Here is a 21,803-nt window from a genome sequence, read left to right as displayed (position 1 = left end):
CGTCGGTCATGGAAAGGCCCTTTCGGGTGTGTGTGGGTGTGCGTGTATGTGCGACGGTCTCAGCGGTCACAGCTGTCTCAGCCGTTTCAGCCGTTTCAGCGGTGGATGCCGAGGAGGGTGTACGCGCCCCTGCGGGCGATCACGACCATCACCCCGAGCGCGAAGACGGCGCCCCACACGGGCAGGGCTTCCGCCTGGAGGGCGACGGGCGTACGGCTCACGGCCACCGTCGGCGCCACGATCACCGCGGCCCAGGCCGCCACCAGCCCGATCGCGGCCCTTGTCACCCCGATCAGCCCGCCGAGCGCGAGCGCGCCGGTGGTGAACGCCAGACAGGGCAGCAGCCACTGCGCGACGGCGGCGCCGGTCACCCAACCGGCCACCAGCAGCGCGGAGATCACCACGACGAGTACGGATGTCGTGCGCCGGAGCACCAGTTGGAGCCCGGCGCGCGGGGTGCCCGCGACGAGTTCGTACGCCGGATCGAAGCCGCGCGCCCAGGAGGCGGCGACGCCGAACACGGGCAGTACGGGGGCCAGCAGCAGCACGAAGGAGATGCCCTGGCCGCTCAGGCTGTCGAGGATCACGGCGATCAGGGTGACGAGGACGGTCATGCACAGCCACGGCACCATCACCGGTGAGGCCCAGGCCGAGAGCGGCAGCGCCCATCGGTGGCGCCGTGGCATCGGCGCGATCGCCGGGAGCTGTGGTGCCAGCCCGTCCCAGACGCCGTCGACGAGCGCGGTCACGGCCGGGGTGGTGTGGCGGGTGGCCACGGCGAGGCGTGCGCGGCATCGCGCGCAGGACTCCAGATGGGCTTCGAGCGCCCACACTTCGTCGTGCGCGATGCCGGTGCCGTTTACGCCGCCTTCGAGTGCGGCTTCCGTATCTTCCGTATCACCTCGCGCGTACCGGCCGATGAGCCGCTCCGACGGGTGTTCCACGTGGTCCTCCGTGCTCATGACAGTGCCTCCCGCATCGCTCTCCGTGCCCGCCGGGCGCGGGTCTTGACGGTTCCTTCCGGCACCCCGAGCAGTACGGAGGTCTCCCGTACGGACATCCCGTCGAGCACCATGGCCCGCAGTACGTCGCGCAGTTCGGGCGCGAGCCGCCGCAGCGCGTCGCCGACCTCCCCGCCGACCGCCGCCGCCAGCGCCTCGTCCTCGGCGGCGGGCGCGACGGCCGGCGTGGTGGCGTCGGCGCTCACGGCGGCGGGCAGCCGGGCCTGGTGCGCGCGCCGGCGGAAGGCGTCGACGAGCCGGCGCGCCGCGATCGTCCACAGCCACCCGACGGCGGTTCCGCCGACCGCGGCCCCCGCGAACGCGCTCGCGGCGCGCCAAACAGCCAGATACGTCTCCTGCATGACCTCGGCGACGATCTGCTCATCGGCGCACCGCCGGCGCAACCGCACCGCCAGCCACGGCGCCGTACGCCGGTAGAGCTCCTCGAACGCGGCGCGGTCGCCCTTGGCGACGAGCTTGACGAGTCCCTCCTCGTCAAGCTCCGCTGGTGTCTTCCCGCTGGATCTCACACCGGCTAGACGTACGGGGTCACCGTCAGGTTTTCCATCCGGTGTGCCCTGTGTCACATCCCTGGGGAGGGTGCCGTACGGCCGTCGGCAGCATCACCTCGGGGCGCTGCGAGCGATATCCCCCGGGGGCTCAGGAACGGGGCCGGAGCCGGTGTATGCGGTCCAGGTCCCCGGCGAGCAGATCGTCGTGGGTGATGGCGAAGTCGCCGTTGGGGAGGGAACAGCCGCCGAAATAGGACCCCATGACGGTGTCCGGCAGATACTGCCGCAGCTGGTGGCGCAACCCGGGCGGATAGTCCACGGTCTCCCCCCAGTCCTCCGGCGCCTCGTCGGTGCCGAGCAGCACCCAATGGTCCACGGGCACATCGGCGTCGAGGTCGGGCGGCTCGCCGGTATGACAGTCCAGCGCAGGCAGCGTCAGCCGGTCGGGGGCCGTCGGCCGGTACCACATCAGCAGCGGCTTCGCCCGCTCCGCCTCGGCGTTGTCGAAGCAGCACACGGCGATGGAATGGCCGGGGTAGTGGGCGGCGTAGAACTCCAGCAGGAGCGGGTTCAGACGCGGCCGTCTGCGTAACGGCACCTGTATCAGGGCGGATTCGAGGAGCGTCGGATCGGTGGCGAGCAGCACGGTATAGATGTCGTGATCGAACACCTCGACCCGCTGCCCCGAGTCCCACCCCATCCACGCCATCCCACCCCGCTCCGCGGCGGGAACCGGCCGTACGGCATCGACCATCCGGCTGAGCACATCCGGACCGCGCCCCGCCGAGATGAAGTTCTCCCGGGACATCTGCCGCGCGGGCAGATGCAGCAGCATGGCGTTGGGCCCGACGGCGAGATTGGCCGCGGTGTTCTGATACCCGAGGACATGGATCAGCCCGTGCGCCGCGTGATGCAGCCGCCCGGCGTACAGGGTGGTGCCTGAGAACTCCGCCTGGTCCATCGAGACGCACATGGGCTCAAGCTATCCGCCGGGATGGGGGGCGTGAAGTGGGCCTGTTTCTGCGCCGGTTGGCGCGCCCCCGCGCCGGTCACGGGCGGCCGTTCCGGGCTTGTGCGGGGCGCGTTCTCCGTTCTGCGTCCACTGACGCAGGTTTCCCACCCGTTCGATCCAGTCCATGACAGGAGACTGTATTGCGGGGTACACGGAAGGCGGGGAAGGTCCGTCGGAGCCGGGGCAACGGTCTGTAGCCGGTATAGTCCGAAGATCGGGCAATTTTCATACATGGGGGGCCAGCCATGGCACTGTTCGGCAACGCGCACACGGTCGACCCGACGGCGGCCCAGCAGGACTACGCGCGCCTCCTGGGCCAGGGCGAACAGGTGCGTGCCGCGTACACGTTGATCCGCGACACCATGCTCTTCACCGACCGCCGGCTCATCCTCGTCGACAAGCAGGGGATCACCGGCAAGAAGGTGGAGTACCACTCCATCCCCTACAAGAGCATCACGCACTTCGCGGTGGAGACGGCCGGCACGTTCGACCTCGACGCCGAGCTGAAGATCTGGATCTCCAGCAACCCCGCGCCGATCCAGAAGACGTTCACGAAGGGCGTCGACATCTACGAGGTCCAGGCCATCCTGACCCAGTTCGTGGCCCGGTAGCCCGACCGGGCGGACCGGGCCACCGGCTACGGGGCGGGCGGGTCAGGCGGAGGCCACGCCGATCGGGCAGGAGACGCCCGTGCCGCCGAGGCCGCAGTAGCCTGCCGGGTTCTTGTCGAGGTACTGCTGGTGGTCGGCCTCCGCCGGGTAGAAGGTGCGGCCTTCCGCCGGGAGGATCTCCGTGGTGATCGCGCCGTAGCCGTTGCCCGTCAGGACCTTCTGGTAGGCCGCGCGGGAGGATTCCGCGGCCTCGGACTGGGCCGGTGTGTGCGGGTAGATCGCCGAGCGGTACTGCGTGCCGACGTCATTGCCCTGGCGGAAGCCCTGGGTCGGGTTGTGGGACTCCCAGAAGAGCTTCAGCAGGTCGGCGTACGAGACGACCTTGGGGTCGTAGACGACACGCACCGCCTCCGTGTGGCCCGTCAGGCCCGAGCAGACCTCTTCGTAGGTGGGGTTCGGCGTGGAGCCGCCCTGGTAGCCGACCAGCGTGGTCCAGACGCCTTCCTTCTGCCAGAACGTACGCTCCGCGCCCCAGAAACAGCCCAGGCCGAAGTCGGCGGTCTCCAGACCCTCCGGGTACGGGCCCAGCAGGGGGTGGCCGAGGACCGTGTGGCGGGAGGGGACCGCGAACGCCGGCTCCGGGCGGCCGCGCAGGGCCTGCTCGGGAGTGGGGAGCTCGGGGGTGCGTCGCAGGAACATGGCTCTCCTCAGGTGTGGGGTCCTGCTCAGAGGAACGTATGAGAGGGCCCGGACATTCCGAGGGCCCGGAGGTCAGCGCGGCAGCGTCGCCGGGCTGCCGCCGTTCGCCTCGTACCCCGCCACCGCCAGCGCCCGGTACACCGTGTACTCCGCCGCCGGGTCGCCGTCATGCGTCCAGGGCAGCGCTCCGACATGGCCGTCGACCTGTACCAGCTGGTTCATCGCCTCCGCCCACCGCTCGGACCGTACGAGGAAGAGGATCAGCAGATGCCGTGCGTGCGGGAGCATCGGGTCGTCCTGCCGGGCCGCGTGGACCGCGAAGAGCGCGCCCTCCACCGCCTTCGTGACCACCGCGCTCTGGTAGAACCCCTGCACCAGATTGACCTCGGGAAGGTGCTCGTACACCGCGAACAGCGGCAGCGCCGCCAGCAGCGAGCCCCGCGGCGCGCGCGCCGCCGCCGCGGTCGCGAACCGGTCGGCCTCGTCGCGGGAGCCGTGCCACTTCTCGCACCAGTAGTGCAGCGCCGCCAGATGCGCCCCCATGTGCGCCGGAGCGCGGTCGATCACCTTCGCCCACAGCTGGTCGAACTGCTCGGGCGAGTACCCGAGTCCACGGGCCACGGCCAGTTCGATGATGTACGGCACGGGGTCGCCGGGCGCCAGCAGCGCCGCCTCGCCGCACACCGTCCGGGCCTCCTCCAGGATGATCCGGAACTCATCGGTCCCGGCCGCCGAGGACCGCCACGCCTGCTGCACCAGGAACTCCGCGTGCACCGCCGCCCCGCCCGCGTCCTTCGGCGACTCCGCGCGCCAGGCCCGCAGCCATGCCCCGCCCGCCGGCCGCTGCCCGTCCTTGGCGGGCCCGCCCGCCGCCTGAAGCTCCAGCGAGGCCGCCCCGGCGAACGCCTGCACGCGCTGCCAGCGCACCTCGCCCTCCTTGGCGGTGCCCGCGAGCAGCTGCGCGGCGGCCCGCCAGTCCTGGGTGCGCTGCACGACATCGAGTACGTCGAGGAGGTCCTGGTCGGGCCCCGGCAGCCGGACGTCCAGCGCCTCCTGCCGTACGAAGCCGTACGCGGCCGGATCGGCGGCATCGGGCGATCCCGGGGCGACCTGGCGGATACCGCCCCTGCTCCGGACTGCGCTGCGGTCGATATGCGACTCCGTCGCGTGGTCACCGCGCTTCGCGCGAGCTGCGACGCTTTACGTCCGGACACGCACCTCCTCCGACCTCGACCCCCTCCCGCCGGTGGGCCCCGCAACCCCGCGACCTCGCTGAGGCTGGGGGTGGGTGCGCCGCGACCGCAACCCGGACAACGCGACCGATCCCCCCGTCGGAAGGCGCACCGCCGGGAGGCGACGCGGCGCTACCCTCAGGACCCATGACCCACCAGCACACCAGCGACCCGCACCACTTCGAGACCCGCGCCATCCACGCGGGCAACACCGCGGACCCCCTCACCGGCGCCGTCGTCCCGCCGATCTACCAGGTGTCCACCTACAAGCAGGACGGCGTCGGCGGCCTCCGCGGCGGCTACGAGTACAGCCGCAGCGCCAACCCCACCCGCACCGCGCTGGAGGAGAACCTCGCGGCCCTGGAGGGCGGCCGGCGCGGGCTCGCCTTCGCGTCCGGGCTCGCCGCCGAGGACTGCCTGCTGCGTACGCTGCTGGCGCCCGGCGACCATGTCGTGATCCCGAACGACGCCTACGGCGGCACGTTCCGGCTCTTCGCCAAGGTCGTCTCCCGCTGGGGCGTGGACTTCTCGGTCGCGGACACCTCGGACCCGGCGGCCGTACAGGCCGCGCTCACCCCGCGTACGAAGGCGATCTGGGTCGAGACCCCCTCGAACCCGCTCCTCAACATCACCGACATCGCCCAGCTCGCCGGGATCGCGCGCTCGGCCGGGGTGCGGCTCGTCGTCGACAACACCTTCGCCAGCCCCTACCTCCAGCAGCCGCTGGCGCTCGGCGCCGACGTCGTCGTCCACTCGACGACGAAGTACATGGGCGGGCACTCCGACGTCGTCGGCGGCGCCCTGATCGTCGACGACGCGGAGCTGGCCGACGAGCTGGCCTACCACCAGAACGCGATGGGGGCCGTCGCCGGTCCCTTCGACGCCTGGCTGGTGCTGCGCGGCATCAAGACCCTCGCCGTACGGATGGACCGGCACAGCGAGAACGCCACGCGCATCACCGAGATGCTCACCTCGCACCCCCGCGTCTCCAAGGTCCTCTACCCGGGGCTGCCCGAGCACCCGGGCCACGAGGTCGCCGCCAAGCAGATGAAGGCGTTCGGCGGGATGATCTCCTTCCAGGTCAAGGACGGCGAGGAGGCGGCGGTCGCGGTCTGCGACCGCGCGAAGCTGTTCACGCTCGGCGAGTCCCTCGGCGGTGTCGAGTCCCTGATCGAGCACCCCGGCCGGATGACGCACGCCTCGGCGGCGGGTTCGGCGCTGGAGGTGCCCTCCGACCTGGTCAGGCTCTCCGTGGGGATCGAGTCCGCCGACGATCTGCTGGCCGATCTCCAGCAGGCCCTGGGCTGAACAACCCCTTCACCCGCTGACCGCTGAACCGCTACCCGCTGAACCACTGATCGCTCACCGCCGCTGGAGGCCGACCGGCCGGACCGTCACAAGTCCGGACCGTCACCAGTCCTCCAGCGGCGGTGTCGTCTCCGTCGGCGGCACCGACCACGGATGCGCGGCCGACGCCCAGACCCCGAACATGATCAGCGCCACGATCAGCAGCGTCCAGATCACCCGCCGCGCGGCCCGGCGTCTGCGCAGCAGCCGGGCCCCGCGTTCGGTGGCGCGGCGGACGATATCGGCGGGTACGTCGGGGCGTACCGGATCCAGCATCATCCGAAGCACCTCGGCCCGCTTCCGGTCGGCGCCCCTCATGGGCCCGCCTCCCGGAGTCCGGACGGGCCCGGCCTCGTACGGCGCCGCCGCGACGGCTCGCGCATCGCCGCGACCGCCCGCGCGCAGACCACGCGGACCCGCTCCTCCGTGAGACCGATCAGCGCCGCGGTCTGCTCCTCGGCCAGCCCCTCGTACAGGCGCAGCACCAGGACGATACGTTCCTGCGGACCGAGCCCCCCGAGCACGCCGGCCGCCCGGCCGCCCCGCCGGACCGGGTCGCGCCAGGCGGCCTCGCGGGCGAAGCGCAGCACCAGCTCCCGGCGGGCGCGGTCGTACGGATCCTCGCCGTCGGCGCCACTGAGCCGGTCCCACTCCGCGTACGTACGGGACAGCGCGGCGATCAGCAGGCGCTGGGCCCGCGGGGTGGCGTCGGGCGGCTCGCCCGTGAGCAGTACGGCCGCATGCAGCAGCCGGCCGGCCGCGCCCGCTGCGAACGCCTCGAACTCCCGGGCGCGGCGGCGATCCAAGGCAGCCCGCCGCTCTCGCACGACCTCATATGAGGCCAGTCAGGGGTTCAGGGTCAAGAGGGCGTCCCCGCGTCCGCGACCGCGCCCGGCTCATCCGTACCGCCCGTACCGCCTGTGCCGTCCTCATCACCCGTACCGCCGTCACTGGAGGGCAGTCCGGCCGCCCGCGCCGAGAGCGCGCCGTTGAACCGGGTGAGCAGCGTGGTGAAGGAGTTCCGCTCGTCCTCCGTCCAGCCGCCCGTGACCTGCGCCATCAGCTCGCGCCGTGACGAGCGGACCTCTTCGAGTCTGGCCAGTCCGCGCGGCGACAGTTCGAGCACGACCGCGCGGCCGTCCTCCGGATGCGAGGTGCGCTTGACCAGGCCGCTGTCGACCAGCGGCGCGACCTGCCGGGTGACCGTCGAGGAGTCGATGCCCATCCCGGCGGCCAGCGCCTTGACGCCCATCGGGCCTTCCCGGTCGAGCCGGTTGAGCAGCAGATACGCGGCGCGGTCCATCGAGTTGCGGACCTGGCCCACACCGCCGAGCCGCGTCTGTTCGGCCCGCCGGGCGAAGACGGCCACCTGGTGCTGGAGGGCATCGAGGAGGCCGGCGTCGTCCGAGGGTTCGGAGGCCGTCTCCCTGGAGACCGACGCAGCGGAAGTCATGTCCTGAATGGGGGGCATGGCTGGGGCTCTCTCGTGCGGGGGTCGGTTGGTGGGGGACAGAGTACGCGGCGATGGCTTGGACCGTACCTGCCCTGCGTAAACCTGATGCCGCACCCGACCTGCACCTGACCCGTACCTGTTGCCGTACCCGACCCGGTTCGGAGCCCGTACCCGGCCTCGGTCGGAGCCCGTACCCGACCCCGGCCGGAGCCCGGCGGTGGACGCCGACGGCCGCCCGGCCCGTGAGCTGCGAGACTGGCACTCATGAGCTTCGGTACGTCCCGCCCGGTGCCGCGCCCCGCGCACCACCACGCGCACCATCCTCCGCACCCCCTGATTCTCGATGACATCCGAGGGGCCCAGAAGATGCTGTCCGGCGTGGCGCGGATGACCGCGATGGAGGGGAGCAGATATCTGACGCAGCTGGTCGGCGCACCGGTCCTCTTCAAGTGCGAGAACCTCCAGCGGACCGGCTCGTTCAAGCTGCGCGGCGCGTACGTACGGATCGCCGGCCTCTCCCCGGAGGAGCGCGCGGCGGGCGTCGTCGCGGCCAGCGCCGGCAACCACGCCCAGGGCGTCGCGCTCGCCTCCACCCTCCTCGGCGTCCGGTCGACGGTGTTCATGCCGGTCGGAGCGCCCCTGCCGAAGGTCGCCGCGACCCGCGACTACGGCGCGGAGGTGCGGCTGCACGGACAGGTCGTGGACGAGACGCTGGCCGCCGCCGAGGAGTACGCCAGGAACACCGGCGCGGTCTTCATCCACCCCTTCGACCACCCGGACATCATCGCCGGACAGGGCACGGTCGGCCTGGAGATCCTGGAGCAGTGCCCGGAGGTACGGACGATCGTCGTCGGGATCGGCGGCGGCGGGCTGGCCGCTGGCATCGCCCTCGCGGTGAAGTCGCTGCGCCCCGACATCCGGGTGATCGGGGTCCAGGCGGCGGGCGCCGCCGCGTATCCGCCCTCGCTCGCGGCGGGCCGGCCGATGGTGGTCGAGTCACCGCAGACGATGGCGGACGGCATCAAGGTGGGCCGCCCCGGTGACATCCCGTTCCAGTTGGTCCAGGAGCTGGTCGACGAGGTGCGTACGGTCTCCGAGGACGAGCTGTCCAGCGCCCTGCTGCTCTGTCTGGAGCGGGCGAAGCTGGTGGTGGAACCGGCCGGGGCCAGCCCGGTGGCCGCGCTCCTCAGCGACCCCGGCTCCTTCCGCGGCCCGGTCGTCGCGGTGCTCTCGGGCGGCAACGTCGACCCCGTACTGATGCAGCGCATCCTGCGCCACGGCATGGCGGCGGCCGGACGCTATCTGAGCCTGCGGCTGCGGGTGACGGACCGGCCGGGCGCGCTGGCGACGATGCTCGGGGTGCTGTCGGTGGCCGACGCCAATGTGCTCGATGTGAGCCATGTACGGACCGATCCGCGGCTCGGGCTGACGGAGGCGGACGTGGAAGTGCATCTGGAGACCAAGGGGCCCGCGCACTGCACGGAGGTGGCGGCGGCGCTGCGGGAGGCGGGCTACACGATTCTGGGCTGAGGGGCCCGCTCCGGGCTGAGGGGCCCGCGTTCCGGACCCCGGCGGTCCGCGTAAGGGCCGGTACACCCGTAAGGGCCGGTACACCCGTGGGTGTACCGGCCCTGGCTCAGCCCTGGTAGGGCTTGGCGTTGAGGATCTTCACGGAGGCGGTCCTGCCGTTGGGCAGCTCGTACTCCGCGTTCTCGCCGACCTTCTTGCCGTTCACACCGCTGCCCAGCGGCGACTGCGGCGAATAGGTCTCGATGTCCGAGCTGGCGTACTCGCGCGAGGCCAGCAGGAAGTCCAGGGTGTCGTCCGGATCTCCGTCGAAGGCGATCGTCACGACCATGCCGGGCTCGACGATCCCGTCGTCCGCCGGGGCCTCGCCGACCTTCGCGTTCTGCAGGAGCTGGGTCAGCTGGCGCACTCGGAGCTCCTGCTTGCCCTGCTCCTCCTTGGCCGCGTGGTACCCGCCGTTCTCCCGCAGATCGCCCTCCTCACGGGCCGCCGCGATCTTCATAGAGATCTCCGTGCGCGCGGGACCAGACAGGTACTCCAGCTCGGCCTTCAGCTGGTTGTACGCCTCCTGGGTGAGCCAGGTGACGTTCTCACTGGTCTGGGTCACAGGTGCTCCTCGTAGGTACCGGGAATACAAAGCAACGCCCTACCCAGAAGAATGTGCCTTCTCGGGTGGGCGAAACCACGAGCCTAACAATTTCGTGGCGCGAGGGGGAGGACGAAAGCCATCAGAATTACATCGACGCAGGTCAGCGCGGCCCATCGGCGATACCGGCGGCGGGTCCCGGCCCTGGTTCCGCCGCTCCCGGCGCCGGGAAGCCCGCGTCGCCCGGGGCGGGGCTCAGTCCGACGTACAGCCCAGCAGCTCGGTACTGGTCGCGCTGGACGTGGTACGCACCGTGACGACCCGGTCGATCCGCGTCTCGCCCGCGCCGAAGCGCACGTCCAGCCGGCCGACCTCCGCGCCGCTCTCCGCGAGGGAGCGCAACGTACAGCTGCCGGTGGCGTCCCGGTCCTTGCGGACCTCCAGATGCGCCTCGACCTCGGTGGCGGAAACCCGCTTGAACTTGATGAGCTCTCCGGAGACACTCCGGTCGACCACGTAGTGATAGCCGAACCAGCCGATCAGACCGATCAGCGCGACGCCGAGCACCGCGCCGACGACCTTCAGACCGCGGTCCGCGCGCTGGTCCGCCGAGCGGCCGTAGCGGCTCCGGAGAGGCTCCTCGCGCACCGCGGCCATGTTCGTTTCCCTTCGGAGTCGGGCAACCCGGAATTTCCGCCCCCCGATATCCGTCACTATAGAAGCCGTCCGATGCGACACATCACTGAGGATCGAGTCTTGACTGAGCAGCTGCGACTGATGGCCGTTCACGCCCACCCCGACGACGAGTCGAGCAAGGGCGCGGCCACCATGGCCAAGTACGTGTCCGAGGGGGTGGACGTGCTGGTCGTGACCTGCACGGGAGGCGAGCGCGGCTCCATCCTCAACCCCAAGCTCCAGGGTGACGCCTATATCGAGGAGCACATCCACGAGGTACGCAAGAAGGAGATGGACGAGGCGCGCGAGATCCTCGGCGTCAAGCAGGAGTGGCTGGGGTACGTCGACTCGGGTCTGCCCGAGGGCGACCCGCTGCCGCCGCTGCCCGAGGGCTGCTTCGCGCTGGAGGACGTGGACGAGGCGGCGGGCCGTCTCGTACGCCTGATCCGGTCGTTCCGGCCGCAGGTCATCACCACGTACGACGAGAACGGCGGGTATCCGCACCCGGACCACATCATGACCCACAAGATCTCGATGGTGGCGTTCGAGGCCGCGGCGGACAAGGAGAAGTACCCGGAGGACGACTTCGGTCCCGTCTGGCAGCCGGAGAAGCTCTACTACAACCAGGGCTTCAACCGGCCGCGTACGGTCGCGCTCCACGAGGCGCTGCTCGCCCGGGGTCTTGAGTCCCCGTACGGCGAGTGGCTGGAGCGCTGGAAGGAGTTCGAGCGCGTGGAGCGGACGCTGACCACGCATGTTCCGTGTGCCGACTTCTTCGAGATCCGTGACAAGGCGCTGATCGCGCACGCCACCCAGATCGACCCGGACGGCGGCTGGTTCCGTATCCCGATGGACATCCAGCGGGAGGTCTGGCCGACGGAGGAGTACGAGCTCGCGAAGTCGCTCGTCGATACATCCCTCCCCGAGAGCGACCTGTTCGCGGGCATCCGCGACAATGGCTGATATGTATGCGACTCAGGCGATGGCGTTCGCGGCTCCTCTCGCCAAGGAGCTCGACGAGAACAAGGTGACGCCCGGTGTGCTCGGGTTCATCGTGTTCGCGGTGATGGCGGGGGGCGTGTGGATGCTGATGAAGTCGATGAACCGCCACATGAGCATGGTCAACTTCGAGGAGACTCCGGTGCGGACGCCCGCCGCGTCCGCGCAGTCCTCGAAGCAGCCCGCGGAGAACGAGCCGACGTCCGCCGCCTCGCAGGGCGAGTAGCGCGACCGCCTCAGCCGGCGTCGCGTCCGGCCCCATGACACCCACAGGGCGTCATGGGGCCGGAGGCGATGGCTATGTGACGGCCGTCACCGGTACGCCCATCACCTCCCGTGCGTGGCGGTTCGGGACCATTCCCAGGTGCCAGGCCTGCCAGCCGTCCTCCAGTCGTACGCCCCGGCTCAGCATGACCCCGAGCGTCGCGATGGATTCCGCGAGTTTGCCGTCGCGGGAGGCGTGGCCGGCGGCGGAGAGGTCCGAGAGTTCCTGTTCGGCGACGACCGAGCCCACCTCGATGCCGCCCGCCGAGGCGTACGGCAGGAGCGTGCAGCGCAGGAAGCGGGACCAGTCGACGCCGCGGTGGTCGTCGTACGAGGCGAAGAGGGCCGCCGCCTCGTCGCAGAGCTGGAGCGCCTGGCCGGGGCGGTTGTTGCCGGCGTCGATGATGGCCAGTTCCAGGCAGGTCCAGGCCTCGCCGTGGGCGACGCCGATGCGGCGGAAGTCCGCGCGGGCGTCGGTCAGCAGCTGGCGGGCGAAGCCCGAGTTGCGGAGGTTGCCGGTCTGGGCGGCGCGCTGGTCGCGGGTGACCCGGCCCGAGTGGTGCCGGGCGCAGGCCAGTCCGTACACGTCGCGCATCCGGGAGAACATCGTGCGCGCCCGCTCCAGTTCCCGTACCGCCTGGTCGCGGTCGCCGGTCTCCTCCAGCGCCTGGCCCAGGTAGTAGAGCGTCCACGCCTCGCCGCGCGCGTCCTCGTTGTCGCGGTGGCGGGCGAGGGCGTCGCGCAGTTCGTCGACCGCCGGGGCCGGGTCGCCGTCCACCAGGCGGGTACGGGCGAGCTGGGTCATCGCCCACGCCTCGCCGCGGCCGTCGCGGGTCCTGCCGTAGAGATCGAGGGCCGCGCGCAGCTCCGCCTCCGCCCGCGCCACCTCGCCGAGCCGCAGATACAACTGGCCCAGCTGGAAGTGCGTCCACGCCTCGCCGTGCAGGGACTCGTTCTCGCGGTGCAGGACGAGCGCGCGGGAGAGGAGCGTGAGCGCCTCGGCCACCGAGCCGCGGTCGCGCTCGACGGCCGCCAGGGCGTGCAGCGTCCAGCCCCGGTCGCCGGCCAGCGGTTCCGGGGACTGGAGTGCCAGCGCCTCGCGCAGCTTCGCCGACGCCTCGGTCAGATTGCCCTGGTGGTGCAGGGTGATGCCGAGCGAGCAGAGCGCGCGGGCGGCGCCCGCGTCGTGGTCCGCCTCCCGGTAGAGACCGACGACCGTCGTCAGGGTCGTGCGCGCCTTGTCCAGCTCGCCGAGCTGGCGGGCCGCGATGCCCGTACGCCACTGGACCGAGCGGAGCAGCAGCCCCTGGCCCACCGCCTGCGTCAGCTCGTTGATCTCGCCCAGCCGGTAGAGGTCGCCGCGCAGCAGGCAGTAGTCGCAGAGCGCGCCCAGCAGGTCCAGTACGGTCTGCTGGTCGACGCCCTCCGCGTGCCGCAGCGCGGCCGTGATGAAGCTGGACTCGTCATCGAGCCAGCGCAGCGCCGAGTCCAGCGACGAGAAGCCGTGCGCGCCTGCAGCGCTCTTGAACTGATCGACGCGGGTGGACGTCTTTCCGTCGACCAGCCGGATCACGGAGTCGGCGAGCTCGCCGTAGTTCCGGATCAGCCGCTCCTGGGCGGCCGTTCGGTCCTCGGCGCCCTCCTCGTCCCGCAGCCGTGAGTGCGCGAAGACCCTGACGGCGTCGTGCAGCCGGTAGCGGCTGGCCCGTACGTGGTCGATCAGACCCGTCCGGGACAGCTCGGCCAGCAGCCGGCCGGCCTCCTGCTCGTCCGTCGCCAGCAGCGCCGCCGCCGCGGCCGCGCCCAGGGAGGCGCGGCCCGCCAGCGCGAGGCGGCGCAGCAGCCTGCGGGCCTGGTCGCTCTGGTCGGTGTAGCGCACCCACAGGGCCCGTTCGACCGGTTCGACCGGGCCGTACGCGTCGAGGTCCGTGGCCAGCCGATGGGCCGTGCGCTCCCCGAGCGAGGACCCGGCGATCCGCAGGGCGAGCGGCAGGCCGCCGCACAACTCGCCGACGCGGTCGGTGGATTGCGCGTCGTACGGTCCCTCCGCCGACGCGGCGGACGGTTCGGCCACGGCCCGCAGCAGCTCTTCCGCGCCCGCCGTGTCCAGCGGCTCGACGGGCAGCTGGTGCACCCAGGCCGGTACGTCGTCCGGCAGACCGAGCCGCTCGCGCGCCGTCACCAGCACCAGGCTGTCGGACCGTTCGGGCACCAGCGTCCGCACCTGCTCGGGATCGGAGGCGTCGTCCAGGACGACCGTCACCGGAAGGCCCGTCAGATGCTGGTGGTACAGCTCGCTCAGCCGCCGTACCTGCTGCTCCGGGGAGGACCCCTCGCGGAACAGCAGCTGTTCGCGCGGCGCGCCCAGCCGGTTGAGCAGATGCAGCAGCGCGTCGCGGGTCGACAGCGGCGCCTCGAAGGAGCCGCCGCCGCGCAGATCGACCACGCAGGCGCCCCTGAACTGGTCCTTGAGCTGATGCGCGGCCCGTACGGCCAGCTCGGTACGGCCGGAGCCCGGGGCGCCGTACAGCACCACGACCGTCGGCTTCGTCTCCGTCGACACGCGGGCCGCGTGCACCCATTGCGCGATCTGCGCCATCGCCGCGCGCCGCCCGGCGAACGGCCCGTCCGGCTCGGGCAGATGGCCGAAGGACTGCTCCAGCACACTGCGCCGGCGGGCGGCCGCGCTGCGGTCCCCGCCGCGCAGCTGCGGGACGACGGTGGGTTTCTTGGCGGTGCGCCGGGTCGCGGAGGTCAGCACCCGCTGCTGGTCGAGGAACGGGCGGATGCCCCGTACCTCCAGCGCCGTCAGCCACTGGAGCCGCAACTGCTCGGTGCCGCCCGGCTGGCCGGCTGCCCCGGCCCTGCGGTGCGCGGCCGGCCAGTGCGAGGCGGTCACCTTGGCGACGGTGGTCGCGGCCCCGGCGACCGCGACGACGGCTCCGGCGCCGAACGCGATGCCCGTGGCGGTGCCCAGCGCGACATCCGCGCCGACGGCGGCGACCGCGGCGACGGACGTGACCAGTGCGGGCGTTCCGAGGGACTGCCTGCTGAACCGCTCCGACAGCGGCGGCCGTTCGGCCCGCTCCGCGTCCAGCGCCCGCACGTACGCGGCGTACTCCTCGTCCGCACCCGCCGCCATGGCGTCCAGGGCGCTGCGCCCGCGCGCCAGCAGTGTGTTCCCTTCGGTCCGCCCGCCGGAGCGCCGTACCTCTTCCTCCACGGCACGTACCAACAGCCCTTCGGCTTCGGCCCGGTGGCTTTCCCGCATATGCGTCCCCCTCCGAGAGCATGGGTGAGAACCGACATTGTCCTGCGCGCGCGGCGCGAGCGCGAGGGGCGCCCACGGGTGCGTGTGTCGTCCGCCGTCTCCCGAGGGCTGGGGCAGGATGGGGCGCATGGCGAACCGACTGGCCCATGAGACCTCCCCCTACCTCCTCCAGCACGCCGACAACCCCGTCGACTGGTGGCCCTGGTCGCCCGCGGCGTTCGAGGAGGCGCGGCGGCGGGATGTGCCGGTGCTGCTGAGCGTCGGGTACAGCAGCTGCCACTGGTGCCATGTGATGGCGGGCGAGAGCTTCGAGGACCCGACCACCGCCAAGTACATGAACGCCCACTTCGTCAGCATCAAGGTCGACCGCGAGGAGCGGCCCGATGTCGACGCCGTGTATATGGAGGCGGTCCAGGCGGCCACCGGGCAGGGCGGGTGGCCCATGACGGTGTTTCTGACGGCGGACGGCGAGCCGTTCTACTTCGGTACGTACTTCCCGCCCGCGCCCCGCCACGGCATGGCGTCCTTCCCGCAGGTCCTGGAGGGGGTCAGTGCCGCGTGGAAGGACCGGCGCGGGGAGGTCACGGAGGTCGCGGCGCGGATCGTGGGGGAGCTGGCCGGGCGGTCGCTCGCGTACCGGGGGGACGGGGTGCCCGGCGAGGAGGAGCAGGCGCAGGCGCTGCTGGGGCTGACCCGGGAGTACGACGCGGTACGGGGCGGGTTCGGCGGGGCGCCCAAGTTCCCGCCGTCGATGGTGGTGGAGTTCCTGCTGCGTCATTACGCCCGTACCGGCGCGGAGGGCGCGCTCCAGATGGCGGCCGATACGTGTGAGGCGATGGCCAGGGGCGGGATCTACGACCAGCTGGGCGGCGGGTTCGCCCGGTATTCGGTGGACCGTGAGTGGACGGTGCCCCACTTCGAGAAAATGTTGTACGACAATGCGCTGCTGTGCCGGGTGTACGCGCATCTGTGGCGGGCCACCGGATCCGATCTGGCGCGGCGGGTGGCGCTGGAGACGGCCGACTTCATGGTGCGTGAACTGCGCACGGCCGAGGGCGGGTTCGCCTCCGCGCTGGACGCGGACAGCGACGACGGCAGCGGCGCGCATGTAGAGGGCGCCTTCTATGTGTGGACGCCGGACCAGCTGCGCGAGGTGCTGGGGGAGTCGGACGCGGCCTTCGCGGCGCGGTACTTCGGGGTGACGGAGGAGGGCACGTTCGAGGAGGGCGCGTCCGTGCTGCAACTGCCCTTGGACAGCGGGGTGGTGGACGCCGAGCGGGTCGATTCCGTACGGCGGCGGCTGCTCGCGGCGCGCGACGGGCGGGCGCGGCCGGGGCGGGACGACAAGATCGTGGCCGCCTGGAACGGGCTCGCGATCGCCGCCCTGGCGGAGACCGGCGCCTACTTCGACCGGCCGGATCTGGTGGAACGCGCCACCGAGGCCGCCGATCTGCTCATGCGGGTGCATCTGGACGACGCGGCGCGGCTCGCCCGTACGTCGAAGGACGGCCGCACCGGCGCCAACGCGGGGGTGCTGGAGGACTATGGCGATGTCGCCGAGGGCTTCCTGACGCTCGCGGGGGTCACCGGTGAGGGGGCCTGGCTGGAATTCGCCGGGTTCTTGCTGGACATTGTGCTCGACCAGTTCGTGGCCGAGGGCGGGACGCTGTACGACACGGCGCACGACGCCGAACATCTGATCAGGCGCCCCCAGGACCCCACGGACAACGCCACGCCCTCCGGCTGGACGGCCGCCGCCGGGGCGCTCCTCTCGTATGCCGCGCACACCGGCTCCGAGGCCCATCGCACCGCCGCCGAAGGGGCGTTGGGGGTGGTGAAGGCACTCGGGCCGAGGGCGCCGCGCTTCATCGGCTGGGGGCTCGCGGTGGCCGAGGCGCTGCTCGACGGGCCGCGCGAGATCGCGGTCGTGGAGACGCCGGGGGAAGCGGCGGCGAAAGCGGGCGAGCCGGGGCCGTGGCGGAGCCCGCTGCACCGTACGGCCCTGCTGGGCACCGCGCCCGGCGCCGTCGTCGCGGCGGGAGTGGCCGGAAGCGATGAGTTCCCGCTGCTGACGGACCGTCCGCTGGTCGGCGGGGAGGCCGCCGCGTATGTCTGCCGGAGGTTCGTCTGTGCCGCGCCGATGACGGAAGTAAGCGCACTAAAGGGAGAGTTGGGCGTTTTCGAGTAACGTATGGCCGAATTCCGATGGGTGGTGAATCGGCCTGAAACGCAGAATTCACCCAATCGGCCCTCCGGCTGTCACAGGTCCCCCTTATTGTCTCCACAAGAGTCACAACAGGTGCGCATGGGGGGACTGTGCGCACGAGGGGGATGCAGGGGTCAGCCGACGGCCAGGGGGGCCTGCCGCGGCCGGCCCTGGCCGAGGGGGGCCATGTGTTCACGTCCGTATTCATCGCTGCCATTTCACTGGCGCTGTTCTGGATGGCCGCGTTCACGCTCTGGTGGCAGATGCACGCCTGGCGTACGCCGGAGACGCTGGCCGCGACCAGATTCGACCGGCCCGACGGCGGCCGGGAGAGCTCGTTCTCGCTGCTCCTGCCGGCCCGTCATGAACAGGCCGTGCTGGAGCACACCATCGAGCGGCTGCTGGAGTCCAGCCACAGCGGATTCGAGATCATCGTCATCGTCGGGCACGACGACCCCGAGACCGCGGCGGTCGCCGAACGGGCCGCCGCCCGCGACCCGCACCGGGTCAGGGTCGTCGTCGACACTCATGAGGCGAAGAACAAACCCAAGGCGCTCAACACCGCGCTGCCGCACTGCACCGGCGAGGTCGTCGGGGTCTTCGACGCCGAGGACCAGGTCCATCCGGAGCTGCTGACCCATGTCGACCACGCCTTCCGCACCACCGGCGCCGATGTCGTCCAGGGCGGCGTCCAGCTGATCAACTTCCACTCCAGCTGGTACAGCCTGCGCAACTGCCTGGAGTACTTCTTCTGGTTCCGCAGCCGGCTCCATCTGCACGCCCAGAAGGGCTTCATCCCGCTCGGCGGCAACACCGTCTTCGTACGCACCGACGTGCTGCGCGAGGCGGGCGGCTGGGACCAGAACTGTCTGGCCGAGGACTGCGATCTGGGCGTACGGCTCTCCAGCGTCGGCAAGAAGGTCGTCGTCGCGTACGACTCCGACATGGTGACCCGCGAGGAGACCCCGGGCTCGCTCATGTCCCTGCTCAAACAGCGCACCCGCTGGAACCAGGGCTTCCTTCAGGTGTACCGCAAGAAGGACTGGCGCCAACTGCCCACGCGCGGACAGCGGATGCTCGCCCGCTACACGCTGATGACACCGTTCCTCCAGGCGTTCACCGGCCTGATCATCCCGCTCAACGTGGGGGTCGCGCTCCTGCTCGACGTACCGGTGACGATCGCGTTCGTGACGTTCCTGCCGCTCGTCACCGCCATGGTGACCTTCGTCTTCGAGATCGTCGGGCTCCATGACTTCGGCAGGCAGTACGGACTGCGCGTCCGGCTCACGCACTATCTGAAGCTCATCATCGGCGGCCCCTTCTACCAGGTGCTCCTGGCGGGTGCGGCGATCCGCGCCGTCTGGCGAGAGCAGCGGGGGCGCGGTGACTGGGAGCTGACCAGTCATGTCGGCGCGCATCTCATCCGAGAGGACGTCCACGCGTGACCTCCACCCTCCCCGGGGTGACGACGGAGCAGCCGACCGCCGTCCCCGCGCAGCCGAGTCATGCCCGCGGGCACCGGCCGGAGCGCACCGACAAGCGGCGGCTCACCGTCCGCCCGGTCATACGCTTCCGCCGCTCCCGCGCCGATCTGCTCCTGTGCGGGGCGCTCCTCGTCGCGATCCTGCTGGTCCAGGGCTGGAACATCCAGCACTATCCGACGCTCAGCGACGACGAGGGCACCTATCTCGCCCAGGCCTGGGCCGTCCAGGAGGGCAAGGGCCTCGCCCACTACACCTACTGGTACGACCATCCGCCGCTCGGCTGGATGCAGATCGCCTTTCTGACCTGGCTGCCCTCGCTCTTCTCGCCCGAGGCGATGACGGTCGCCCCGATGCGCTTCGCCATGCTGCTGGTCAGCGCGGCGAGCGCGGTCTTCCTCTACGTACTGGCCCGGCGGCTCTGGCTGCCGCGCTGGGCGGCCGGGCTGGCGATGGTCCTGTTCGGGCTCTCTCCGCTCTCCGTGGTGCTCCAGCGGGAGATCTTCCTCGACAACATCGCCGTGATGTGGATGCTGCTCGCGTTCTGCCTCGCGGCCTCGCCCAGCCGGCATCTGTGGCACCACTTCGCGGCCGGACTCGCCGCCGCCGTCGGGGTGCTCACGAAGGAGACCATGCTGGTCGTCCTGCCCGCGCTGCTGGTGACGTTATGGCGGCACAGCCATCGTGACACCCGCAAGTTCGCGGTGACCGGCGCGATCACCGCGTGCGTGCTGGTCGGGCTCTGCTATCCGCTGATGGCCCTGCTCAAGGGGGAGTTGCTGCCCGGGGGCGGGCATGTCTCGCTCTGGGACGGCATCACGTACCAGATGAGCAGGCCCGGATCCGGCTTCGTCCTCGACCCGGGCAGCGGTTCGTACGGGGTGCTCCAGTCCTGGCTCTACTACGACCGGGTCCTGCCGCTCGGCGGGATCGCGGGCGCCGTCCTGCTGATGGTCACCCTGCGCTGGTCGGTCACCGCGCGGGCGCTGGCGGGGCCCGCGCTGGCCGTGGTGATCCTGACCGCCGTCGCCCTGCGCCCGTCCGGCTATCTGCCCGCGATGTATGTCATCCAGGGGCTGCCGTTCCTGGCGCTGGTGCTGGCGGGCGGCGCCGCGTCCGTCACCCACGCGATCCTGCGCAGACGGCGCGGCCCGCGCGAGGGCCGTACCCTCACCACCGTCCGCTGGACGGTGCTGGCGGCGCTCGCCGCGACCGCGCTGGCCGTCGTCGTACCCCGGTGGTACGACGGCAACCACACCGCCCTGACGGCCGACGCCAACGCCCCCTACCGCCAGGCGGCTTCCTGGATGGCGACGGAGGTGCCCGACCCGTCCCGGGCCCGGGTGCTGGTCGATGACGCGCTCTGGCTGGATCTGGTGCACGCCGGATACGAACCGGGGCTCGGCGCGATCTGGTTCTACAAGGCCGACCTCGACCCGGCCGTCACCAAGACCATGCCGAACGGCTGGCGCGATCTGGACTATGTCGTCGCGTCCCCGACCGTACGGCGCGACGCGCGCGATCTGCCCAAGGTGCGGGACGCGCTGGAGCACTCGACCGCCGTCGCCGTCTTCGGGGACGGCGAGGACCGGATCGAGATCCGGCGGATCGCGCAAGGCGACGGAATCGCGGATGGCAACAGGATCGCGGGAGGCGACGGGCGATGAGCATTCTTCCCCCCATCGGTGCCGGGGAGCGCGGTGAACCGGAGCTGGAAGCGACCGTCGTCGCCGAGCCGGGCGCCGTCACCGTCATCATCCCGACCTTCAACGAGTCCGGGAACGTACGGGAGTTGCTGCGGCAGCTCACCGAGGCCGTACCGGCCAGGCTGCCCTGCGAGGTGCTCTTCGTCGACGACTCGACCGACGACACCCCCGAGGTCATCGAATCCGCCGCACAGGACTGCCCGTTCCCGGTCAATGTCATCCACCGCGAGAAGCCCGAGGGCGGTCTCGGCGGCGCGGTCGTCGAAGGGCTCAAGGCCGCCGGGTCCGACTGGATCGTCGTCATGGACGCCGATCTCCAGCATCCGCCCGCGCTCGTGCCCGATCTGGTCGCGGCCGGCGAGCGGACCTCCGCCGATCTCGTCATCGCCAGCCGCTATATCGACGGCGGCAGCCGGGCCGGACTGGCCGGTGGCTACCGCGTCGCCGTCTCCCGCGCGGCGACCTGGCTGACCAAGGGGATGTTCCCGGCCGCGCTGCGCGGGATCAGCGACCCGATGAGCGGGTTCTTCGCGATCCGGCGCTCCGCCGTCACCTCGGAGGCGCTGCGTCCGCTCGGCTACAAGATCCTGCTGGAGCTGGCCGTACGCTGCCGGCCCGAGCAGCCGGCCGAGGTGCCGTTCGTCTTCCGCGACCGCTTCGCGGGCGAGTCGAAGTCCACGGCGAAGGAGGGGCTGCGCTTTCTGCGCCATCTCGTGGAGCTGCGTACGGCCGCCACGCTCGCTCGGATGATCGCCTTCGGGCTGATCGGGCTCACCGGCTTCGTACCGAACCTGCTCGCGCTGCACGGGCTGACGGCGGCCGGGGTGCACTATCTGCCGGCCGAGGTGATGGCCAACCAGTTCGGTGTCCTGTGGAACTTCCTGCTGATCGAGGTGCTGCTCTTCCGTGACCGGCGGGCGCACCGGCACTGGGCGGACCGGGTGGGCCGGTTCGCGCTGCTCGCCAACGCCGATCTGCTGCTCCGTATCCCGCTGATCGCGCTGTTCGTCGCGCAGCTCGGGATGGGGGTGCTGACGGCGACCGCGTGCGCGCTGCTGGCGACATTCGTGCTCCGGTTCGTGGGGACGGAGGCGCTGGTCTATCTGCCGAAGCGGGAGCGGCCGGGCCGGCGCGCTCAGGCCCGTGTGACGAGTGGCGCGGCGGCCGGCCGTACTGAGGGGAGCGTGCGCCGATGAGTGCGGTCCTTCCGCGGGTCTCGCC

At 71.4% G+C, this 21,803-nt stretch carries 20 protein-coding genes; 9 read left to right on the top strand and 11 right to left on the bottom strand.

All coding sequences use genetic code 11. The features are described 5' to 3' along the window. Window positions 1–95: 95 nt before the first annotated feature. From IF11_RS0134550 to IF11_RS0134540, 3 genes are all read right to left on the bottom strand, one after another. Entirely contained in the window at window positions 96–962 is an 867-nt protein-coding gene (locus tag IF11_RS0134550; RefSeq protein WP_030355763.1) for a zf-HC2 domain-containing protein, read from the bottom strand. Continuing rightward, window positions 959–1,531: an RNA polymerase sigma factor gene (locus tag IF11_RS0134545; protein WP_030355762.1), complete on the bottom strand. Its 573-nt coding sequence runs from the start codon at window positions 1,529–1,531 to the stop codon at window positions 959–961. The genes IF11_RS0134550 and IF11_RS0134545 overlap by 4 nt, the downstream gene beginning before the upstream one ends. Window positions 1,532–1,661: 130 nt before the next feature. Then, entirely contained in the window at window positions 1,662–2,486 is an 825-nt protein-coding gene (locus tag IF11_RS0134540) for a hypothetical protein (RefSeq protein WP_030355761.1), read from the bottom strand. A 284-nt stretch (window positions 2,487–2,770) separates the two neighbouring features. On the opposite strand from IF11_RS0134540, the gene IF11_RS0134535 reads away from it, so the two are divergent. Then, window positions 2,771–3,136 (top strand): PH domain-containing protein, encoded by a 366-nt coding sequence (locus IF11_RS0134535; protein WP_030355760.1) that lies wholly within the window; start codon window positions 2,771–2,773, stop codon window positions 3,134–3,136. A gap of 42 nt (window positions 3,137–3,178) precedes the next feature. On the opposite strand, the gene msrA is transcribed toward IF11_RS0134535, so the two are convergent. Together msrA and IF11_RS0134525 are read right to left on the bottom strand one after the other, a co-directional pair. Next, window positions 3,179–3,835 carry a peptide-methionine (S)-S-oxide reductase MsrA gene (msrA, locus tag IF11_RS0134530; protein WP_030355759.1) on the bottom strand — a complete coding sequence of 219 codons (657 nt, stop codon included), beginning with the start codon at window positions 3,833–3,835 and terminating at the stop codon, window positions 3,179–3,181. A gap of 72 nt (window positions 3,836–3,907) precedes the next feature. Beyond that, a complete protein-coding gene (locus IF11_RS0134525) occupies window positions 3,908–4,987 on the bottom strand; it encodes a hypothetical protein (protein WP_051746456.1) in 1,080 nt (359 codons plus the stop codon). 227 nt (window positions 4,988–5,214) lie between these two features. On the opposite strand from IF11_RS0134525, the gene IF11_RS0134520 reads away from it, so the two are divergent. Further along, window positions 5,215–6,375: a cystathionine gamma-synthase gene (locus IF11_RS0134520; RefSeq protein WP_030355757.1), complete on the top strand. Its 1,161-nt coding sequence runs from the start codon at window positions 5,215–5,217 to the stop codon at window positions 6,373–6,375. A gap of 102 nt (window positions 6,376–6,477) precedes the next feature. Here IF11_RS0134520 and IF11_RS0134515 read toward each other — a convergent pair whose 3' ends face one another. The 3 genes from IF11_RS0134515 to IF11_RS0134505 are packed head-to-tail and all read right to left on the bottom strand — an operon-like array spanning window position 6,478 to window position 7,885. After that, window positions 6,478–6,732, bottom strand: a complete 255-nt coding sequence (locus tag IF11_RS0134515) for a hypothetical protein (protein WP_030355756.1) — start codon at window positions 6,730–6,732, stop codon at window positions 6,478–6,480. Then, window positions 6,729–7,241, bottom strand: a complete 513-nt coding sequence (locus tag IF11_RS0134510; RefSeq protein ID WP_037729297.1) for a sigma factor-like helix-turn-helix DNA-binding protein — start codon at window positions 7,239–7,241, stop codon at window positions 6,729–6,731. The genes IF11_RS0134515 and IF11_RS0134510 overlap by 4 nt, the downstream gene beginning before the upstream one ends. 32 nt (window positions 7,242–7,273) lie before the next feature. Next, window positions 7,274–7,885, bottom strand: a complete 612-nt coding sequence (locus IF11_RS0134505; protein WP_407706377.1) for a MarR family winged helix-turn-helix transcriptional regulator — start codon at window positions 7,883–7,885, stop codon at window positions 7,274–7,276. A gap of 246 nt (window positions 7,886–8,131) precedes the next feature. On the opposite strand from IF11_RS0134505, the gene ilvA reads away from it, so the two are divergent. Further along, window positions 8,132–9,397, top strand: a complete 1,266-nt coding sequence (gene ilvA / locus IF11_RS0134500; RefSeq protein WP_078491067.1) for a threonine ammonia-lyase — start codon at window positions 8,132–8,134, stop codon at window positions 9,395–9,397. A 106-nt stretch (window positions 9,398–9,503) separates the two neighbouring features. On the opposite strand, the gene greA is transcribed toward ilvA, so the two are convergent. Continuing rightward, window positions 9,504–10,001, bottom strand: coding sequence for a transcription elongation factor GreA (gene greA, locus IF11_RS0134495; protein ID WP_030355752.1), 498 nt, complete (start codon window positions 9,999–10,001; stop codon window positions 9,504–9,506). 234 nt (window positions 10,002–10,235) lie between these two features. Further along, window positions 10,236–10,637 (bottom strand): DUF4307 domain-containing protein, encoded by a 402-nt coding sequence (locus tag IF11_RS0134490; protein ID WP_030355751.1) that lies wholly within the window; start codon window positions 10,635–10,637, stop codon window positions 10,236–10,238. Window positions 10,638–10,736: 99 nt separating this feature from the next. On the opposite strand from IF11_RS0134490, the gene mca reads away from it, so the two are divergent. Further along, complete coding sequence (gene mca, locus IF11_RS0134485; protein WP_030355750.1) at window positions 10,737–11,618, top strand: mycothiol conjugate amidase Mca; 882 nt, start codon at window positions 10,737–10,739, stop codon at window positions 11,616–11,618. Further along, on the top strand, window positions 11,611–11,880 hold the full coding sequence (locus IF11_RS0134480; RefSeq protein WP_420894583.1) for a hypothetical protein: 270 nt from the start codon (window positions 11,611–11,613) through the stop codon (window positions 11,878–11,880). Before mca ends, IF11_RS0134480 begins: the two co-directional genes overlap by 8 nt. Before the next feature lie 72 nt (window positions 11,881–11,952). On the opposite strand, the gene IF11_RS0134475 is transcribed toward IF11_RS0134480, so the two are convergent. After that, the gene (locus IF11_RS0134475; protein ID WP_030355748.1) at window positions 11,953–15,189 is read right to left on the bottom strand and encodes a tetratricopeptide repeat protein; all 3,237 of its coding nucleotides are present in this window, start codon (window positions 15,187–15,189) and stop codon (window positions 11,953–11,955) included. Window positions 15,190–15,316: 127 nt separating this feature from the next. Here IF11_RS0134475 and IF11_RS0134470 point away from each other — a divergent pair, with 127 nt between their 5' ends. From IF11_RS0134470 to IF11_RS0134455, 4 genes are all read left to right on the top strand, one after another. Next, window positions 15,317–17,377, top strand: a complete 2,061-nt coding sequence (locus IF11_RS0134470; RefSeq protein WP_030355747.1) for a thioredoxin domain-containing protein — start codon at window positions 15,317–15,319, stop codon at window positions 17,375–17,377. A gap of 206 nt (window positions 17,378–17,583) precedes the next feature. Then, complete coding sequence (locus IF11_RS0134465; protein ID WP_030355746.1) at window positions 17,584–18,840, top strand: glycosyltransferase; 1,257 nt, start codon at window positions 17,584–17,586, stop codon at window positions 18,838–18,840. Next, window positions 18,837–20,543, top strand: a complete 1,707-nt coding sequence (locus tag IF11_RS0134460) for an ArnT family glycosyltransferase (protein WP_030355745.1) — start codon at window positions 18,837–18,839, stop codon at window positions 20,541–20,543. The genes IF11_RS0134465 and IF11_RS0134460 overlap by 4 nt, the downstream gene beginning before the upstream one ends. Continuing rightward, window positions 20,540–21,778 (top strand): glycosyltransferase, encoded by a 1,239-nt coding sequence (locus tag IF11_RS0134455; RefSeq protein WP_051746455.1) that lies wholly within the window; start codon window positions 20,540–20,542, stop codon window positions 21,776–21,778. Before IF11_RS0134460 ends, IF11_RS0134455 begins: the two co-directional genes overlap by 4 nt. Window positions 21,779–21,803 lie beyond the last annotated feature (25 nt).

The organism is Streptomyces scopuliridis RB72 (genome assembly GCF_000718095.1).
GTDB lineage: Bacteria > Actinomycetota > Actinomycetes > Streptomycetales > Streptomycetaceae > Streptomyces > Streptomyces scopuliridis.
Note: the sequence above shows the minus strand (reverse complement) of the source record. Positions and strands in the feature narration are given on the sequence as shown.

Coding starts and splice junctions, on each gene's coding strand:
- IF11_RS0134550 (WP_030355763.1), bottom strand. CDS start 962: ATGAGCACGGAGGACCACGTGGAACACCCGTCGGAGCGGCTCATCGGC.
- IF11_RS0134540 (WP_030355761.1), bottom strand. CDS start 2,486: ATGTGCGTCTCGATGGACCAGGCGGAGTTCTCAGGCACCACCCTGTAC.
- IF11_RS0134535 (WP_030355760.1), top strand. CDS start 2,771: ATGGCACTGTTCGGCAACGCGCACACGGTCGACCCGACGGCGGCCCAG.
- msrA (WP_030355759.1), bottom strand. CDS start 3,835: ATGTTCCTGCGACGCACCCCCGAGCTCCCCACTCCCGAGCAGGCCCTG.
- IF11_RS0134520 (WP_030355757.1), top strand. CDS start 5,215: ATGACCCACCAGCACACCAGCGACCCGCACCACTTCGAGACCCGCGCC.
- IF11_RS0134515 (WP_030355756.1), bottom strand. CDS start 6,732: ATGAGGGGCGCCGACCGGAAGCGGGCCGAGGTGCTTCGGATGATGCTG.
- IF11_RS0134505 (WP_407706377.1), bottom strand. CDS start 7,885: ATGCCCCCCATTCAGGACATGACTTCCGCTGCGTCGGTCTCCAGGGAG.
- ilvA (WP_078491067.1), top strand. CDS start 8,132: ATGAGCTTCGGTACGTCCCGCCCGGTGCCGCGCCCCGCGCACCACCAC.
- IF11_RS0134490 (WP_030355751.1), bottom strand. CDS start 10,637: ATGGCCGCGGTGCGCGAGGAGCCTCTCCGGAGCCGCTACGGCCGCTCG.
- IF11_RS0134480 (WP_420894583.1), top strand. CDS start 11,611: ATGGCTGATATGTATGCGACTCAGGCGATGGCGTTCGCGGCTCCTCTC.
- IF11_RS0134475 (WP_030355748.1), bottom strand. CDS start 15,189: ATGCGGGAAAGCCACCGGGCCGAAGCCGAAGGGCTGTTGGTACGTGCC.
- IF11_RS0134470 (WP_030355747.1), top strand. CDS start 15,317: ATGGCGAACCGACTGGCCCATGAGACCTCCCCCTACCTCCTCCAGCAC.
- IF11_RS0134455 (WP_051746455.1), top strand. CDS start 20,540: ATGAGCATTCTTCCCCCCATCGGTGCCGGGGAGCGCGGTGAACCGGAG.